This window comes from Arthrobacter sp. 4R501 (assembly GCF_002929755.1).
Taxonomy (GTDB): Bacteria; Actinomycetota; Actinomycetes; order Actinomycetales; family Micrococcaceae; genus Arthrobacter.
The window spans coordinates 1-5,787 of the sequence record NZ_PJIW01000039.1; the positions used below are offsets into that span (position 1 = coordinate 1).

Genomic DNA, 5,787 nt, shown 5'->3' on the forward strand with positions numbered 1-5,787 from the left:
TCCACATACGAGGGAATCCGGCGAAGAACCCACGGGATATTCCTCGCCTCGTTCAGGGTGGGAATAACGACACTGACCGACGCCCTCGGAGCTTCGAAGGCCAGCATCGGGAATGTTATTGGGAGCTGGGTTGAAATAGACAAATGCCTCACCACTTCATGACGCTTGCGGATTTAGTCAACTCCGCACTCGACTCAGGAGTCGGGCGCGGCACTAGCGCTTCATCCGGTCATGGGTCTGGTCTCTGGCCCAGCTCTCATTCATTGCCATTGACTCTGGCCGTGCAAAGAGCCTACGTGGCGCTCCATGAGCTATCACGAGTAGTCAGTACTCGCTTTTAAGAGCACTCCCGCTGGCCGTTCGTAAGTACAGGGATTTACCAACGGGCGAATTCTTTAGGTATGGGGTATTAGGAACCCAGTAATTATTAGGTACAGGGCTGTCATTGTGCGGCCTCATTGGGCGCTCCTACGCTGGGTGCCTAGGGCTTCTGCCGTCGTTTCTGTCGACGCATATGCGGAGCTCAGGCGTGACATCCAAGAACCCAGGAGATCAGCCATGAAGATAAAAAGGCCCGTCAAGTGGCTAAGCCAGGCACTCGCCCTTAGCACCCTAGGCGTAAGGCGGGGAGATGGTCGCTCGGCTGGTCTTCGCCTACGCGGGTCGCGGAAATTGCGGCTCCATGCACTGCTGACAGCGCTGCTGCTTGCGCTGTGTGGTGTTCTGGTGGTGCCGGTTACGGCGTCGGCTGCTCCGGGTGATGTTGGGGTTGAGGGCCCGTCGCATTCAGGGACGGGGACGCCGACGGGTACGAAGCGGGCGGAGAGTGCGTTGTGGTTCAACGACGGGCTCTGGTGGGGGAACCTGTGGGACACTGCCAGCTCGGATTTTCATATCTTCAGGTTCAATGCCGCGACGAGCTCGTGGGTCAATACGGGTGTGGCGACGGAGACGCGGGCGAACACCCATCATGACGTGTTGTGGGACGGGACGACTTTGTATGTGGCAAGCCATCAGTTCGTCAACGACGGTCTGCCTGCTGAGCCGAACTTCCCGACTTTGATGCGGCGTTACAGCTACAACTCGAGTACGAAGACGTACTCGCTGCTGGCGCAGAGTTCCACAATCATCAACAACTATAAAGTTGAGGTCCTGACCATCGATAAGGACTCGACTGGTCGGGTGTGGGCCACGTGGCAGCAGGGGAACCGGATCTATCTGAACGTCACTGGCACGGATGGCAAGACCTGGGGGACGCCGTTCCAGCATCCTGCGTCGTTGAGCAACGTGTCTGTGGACGATACCTCGGCTGTGATCGCATTCGGACCCGGCAAGATGGGCCTGATGTGGAGCCGGCAGGTCGGTGACGCCACCGACGGCATGTACTGGAGCTACCGTGCCGACAGTGCCGGCGGAGCCCCGAACACCGGATGGAGCACTCCTGTGGCGGCGGTGTCGGGGCAGCGCAGCGCTGATGACCATATGAACTTGAAGTGGCTGGACTCCTCGGGTGACCGGGTTTTCGCCGCCGTCAAGACGTCGTTCACGTCGGCGCCCCAGCCGCTGATCCAGCTGTTGGCATTGAGTGGTACGACCTGGTCGGCGCACCCGATCGCGCCTGTGTCCGAATGCCCGAACCGGGTGATCGTCCTGATTGATGAGAGCACGCAGAGGCTGCGTACCTTCGCTACCTATCCGAAGCCGAGTGGCACAACGAACGCTGGTGTCTGCACTTCGTCGGGGGGTGCGATCTACGAGAAGTCCTCGCCGCTGGGCAACATCAGCTTCACCACCGCGAAGACGGCTCGCATCGTGGACGCCGACCAGTATGTCCACAACGTGACGTCAACGAAGCAGAACCTCAACAGTGCGGCGCGGGGCACGGGCAACAGCGGTCTGCTGGTGCTCGCCGATGTGAACGCCACAAGCCGGTACTGGCACTATCACGACCCCAGCGGTGGTGGTGGTGATACGACGGCTCCGACCGTGACGGTTACATCTCCGACTGATGGTGCGACTGGTGTGGCGGTGACGGCGGATGTGACGGGGACGTTCTCGGAGGCGATGAACGCGTCGACGGTCACGTCGAGCACATTCACGTTGAAGGAAGGGACGACGACCGTGCCGGCCGCTGTGACGTACAGCAGCGCGGGCAACGTTGCGACGTTGGACCCGACTGCTAATCTGGCGGCGGATACGACGTACACGGCGACGATCGAGAGCGGCCCCAATGGGGTGAAGGATGTTGCCGGCAACGCGCTGGCGACGGACAAGACCTGGACCTTCACCACGGCTCCCGCGGGCGGCGGTGATACTACGGCTCCGACCGTGACGGTTACGTCTCCGACTGATGGGGCGACTGCTGTGGCGGTGACGGCGACTGTGACGGGGACGTTCTCGGAGGCGATGAACGCGTCGACGGTCACGTCGAGCACGTTCACGTTGAAGGAAGGGACGACGACGGTGCCGGCCGCTGTGACGTACAGCAGCGCGGGCAACGTTGCGACGTTGGACCCGACTGCTGACCTGACCGCAAACACGACGTACACTGCGACGATCGAGAGCGGCCCCACCGGGGTGAAGGATGTTGCCGGCAACGCGCTGGCGACGGACAAGACCTGGACCTTCACCACGGCTCCCGCGGGCGGCGGCACGCCCGAGACCGTCACGCTCACGGCCACCGCTGACAGCTATGTGACGAGCGCGGCGGCGGGGACGAACAACGGCACAAGCACCTTGCTGGGTGTGGACAACAGCCCGGTGGAGGTCACGTACCTGAAGTTCGACCTGTCAGCGTATGCGGGCAGGACCATCCAGAGTGCAACGTTGCAGCTGCGCAGCGCCGGCAGCGGATCAACGGGCACGCAGAACATCAAGCTGGTCGCCGATGACAGCTGGACCGAGACCGGGATCACGTACAGCATCCGCCCGGCGCTCGGCACCAGCATCGGCACCCTCGGCCCGACAACCACCAACACCAACTACAACATTCCGCTGACGGTCAGCGGACTGACCGGTGAACTCGGCCAACAGCTCTCCCTGGGAACGGACACCACCAGCGGCGATGGCCTGGACCTCAACTCCAAGGAGGCCGGCAGCACCTTCGCACCCAAGCTCGTCCTCACCCTGAGCGGCGGTGGTGGTGGTGATACGACGGCTCCGACCGTGACGGTTACATCTCCGACTGATGGTGCGACTGGTGTGGCGGTGACGGCGAATGTGACGGGGACGTTCTCGGAGGCGATGAATGCCTCGACAGTCACCTCGAGCACGTTCACGTTGACGGGGCCGACGGGGACGGTGCCGGCAGCTGTGACGTACAGCAGCACGGGCAACGTTGCGACGTTGAACCCGACTGCGGATTTGGCGGCGGGTACGACGTACACTGCGACGATCAAGAGCGGCCCCACCGGGGTGAAGGATGTTGCCGGCAACGCGCTGGCGACGGACAAGACCTGGACCTTCACCACGGCTCCCGCGGGCGGCGGTGATACTACGGCTCCGACAGTGACGGCTACGTCTCCGACTGCTAATGCGACTGCTGTGGCGGTGTCGGCGAATGTGACAGGGACGTTCTCAGAAGCGATGAATCAGTCGACTGTCACGTCGAGCACGTTCACGTTGACGGGGCCGACGGGGACGGTGCCGGCAGCTGTGACGTACAGCAGCACGGGCAACGTTGCGACGTTGAACCCGACTGCGGATTTGGCGGCGGGTACGACGGGTACGACGTACACTGCGACGATCAAGAGCGGCCCCACCGGGGTGAAGGATGTTGCCGGCAACGCGCTGGCGACGGACAAGACCTGGACCTTCACCACGGCTCCCGCGGGCGGCGGCACGCCCGAGACCGTCACGCTCACGGCCACCGCTGACAGCTATGTGACGAGCGCGGCGGCGGGGACGAACAACGGCACAAGCACCTTGCTGGGTGTGGACAACAGCCCGGTGGAGGTCACGTACCTGAAGTTCGACCTGTCAGCGTATGCGGGCAGGACCATCCAGAGTGCAACATTGCAGCTGAGCAGCGCCGGCAGCGGATCAACGGGCACACAGAACATCAAGCTGGTCGCCGATGACAGCTGGACCGAGACCGGGATCACGTACAGCGGCACCCCCACCCGTCCGGCCCTCGGCACCAGCATCGGCACCCTCGGCCCGACAACCACCAACACCACCTACAACGTTCCGCTGACGGTCAGCGGACTGACCGCTGAGCTCGGCCAACAGCTCTCCCTGGGAATGGACACCACCAGCGGCGATGGCCTGGACCTCAACTCCAAGGAGGCCGGCAGCACCTTCGCACCCAAGCTCATCCTCACCCTGAGCTAAGCCACAGGAAGAGAACTAAACATGGCCGGGACTCCATCCTTAAGGATGGGGTCCCGGCCATGTTAGCGACGCGCCCGTCGCAGGTCAGATGGGGTGTTCGCTCACTGGACCTCGCTCCACGGTGCGCGCGCAATGACGGTCCCGGACAGCGGGCTGCCCTCCACGTGCGCCATCCGGCGGCCGCGTACGTACCCGGCGGCCGTCCAAGCCAGGACTGCGATGACGGCTCCCGCCCGGCCCAGCCCCTGCGGGTTGTCGCCCCGGCCCCAATCACGAATCCCGGAAAAAACGGCCCGTGGCAGTACGCTGCGCACGTAGCGCCGTTCAGGGCCGAGAGCCCGTTTTTGCCCTACCACCCGGCTTACCTGGGCTTTGGAGATACCTTCGGACCAGGAACGCGACAGCATGTAGCGCAATGTCCCCCTGTCCGCCGGCACGTGGTGGCGGACCAAAGCCGCCGGTTCGTAGACGATCCGCGATCCGGGTGAGCCTATCTTCGAACGGATGCAGATCTCGGTCTCCTCGCAGCCAAGGGGCAAAGTGCCCTGGCGCCCCAGAGAAAGGTTGAAGCCGCCCACCTGGCGGAGGACTTCGCGCCTGAAGGACATGTTCGCGCCGATGACGTTCCGGACCTCGGAGGCCACCTTGGGCATTCCGCGGTGGCTGCATCCTACGATCCAGTCGAGCTCTTCACCGAAGTAGCCCGGACGGCCCGTTTCCCACACCGGTTCCACGCGGCCGCCGACGGCCAGGACATCAGGATCGTCATAAAGGGCAAGCAGCCGTTGAAGCCAGTCCGGGGCTGCCTCGGCGTCGTCGTCGAGGAAGGCCACAATGTCCGAGTCGGCAAGTCCGACGCCGGTGTTCCGCGCTCCGGACAACCCGCGTGGACCACTGCTCTCCACCACCGTCACGTCATCTACAATTTCGGTGAGCCGCTCGTAGAGGTCCGCGTTATGGTCAATCACCACCAGGACCTCCTGGGGTGCAATTGATTGGGCCCGGACGGACTCTATGACGTCCAGCAACCGGTCCCAACGCCTTTCGGTATAAGCACAAATGACGATCGTTACGCTCGGACGTGCACCACGATCCAGCATGCTACGCTCCCCGAACGAGGGAGAGAACCGTTTGGGGATCCATAGGCGTCCGCGGGACGCTGACATTTGCGTAGGTATATTTCACCCGGCGGAGGGCTTCAGGTCTGGCGCCTGCGGTGGGCGCCTCCCACATGGTGCATTCGCGCGCCAGCGTTCCCAGTACCCGCCAGCCGTCACGGAACGTCTGCAGGTTCGACGCGCCGGAGATCCGGTCCAGCTCCAGGCTGGGGACTTCGGCAATGCGCAGACCGGCCTTTGCCGCCCGGACAATCAGCTCAGTCTCAATTTCAAAGCCGTCCGATTCCAGCTGAAGGATCTCCAGGCATTCCCTCCGAAACGCGATATATCCATAGCA

2 protein-coding genes and 1 pseudogene are annotated in these 5,787 nt (G+C 63.1%); 1 reads left to right on the forward strand and 2 read right to left on the reverse strand.

Annotated features, from left to right (window positions below):
- Positions 1-1,002: 1,002 nt before the first annotated feature.
- On the forward strand, positions 1,003-4,332 hold the full coding sequence (locus CXR02_RS23100; RefSeq protein WP_258061172.1) for an Ig-like domain-containing protein: 3,330 nt from the start codon (positions 1,003-1,005) through the stop codon (positions 4,330-4,332).
- A gap of 101 nt (positions 4,333-4,433) precedes the next feature.
- On the opposite strand, the gene CXR02_RS21720 is transcribed toward CXR02_RS23100, so the two are convergent.
- A complete protein-coding gene (locus tag CXR02_RS21720; RefSeq protein ID WP_104063875.1) occupies positions 4,434-5,432 on the reverse strand; it encodes a glycosyltransferase family 2 protein in 999 nt (332 codons plus the stop codon).
- Between the two features lies 1 nt (position 5,433).
- A pseudogene (locus CXR02_RS21725) lies at positions 5,434-5,787 on the reverse strand (glycosyltransferase family 2 protein); the annotation flags it as partial.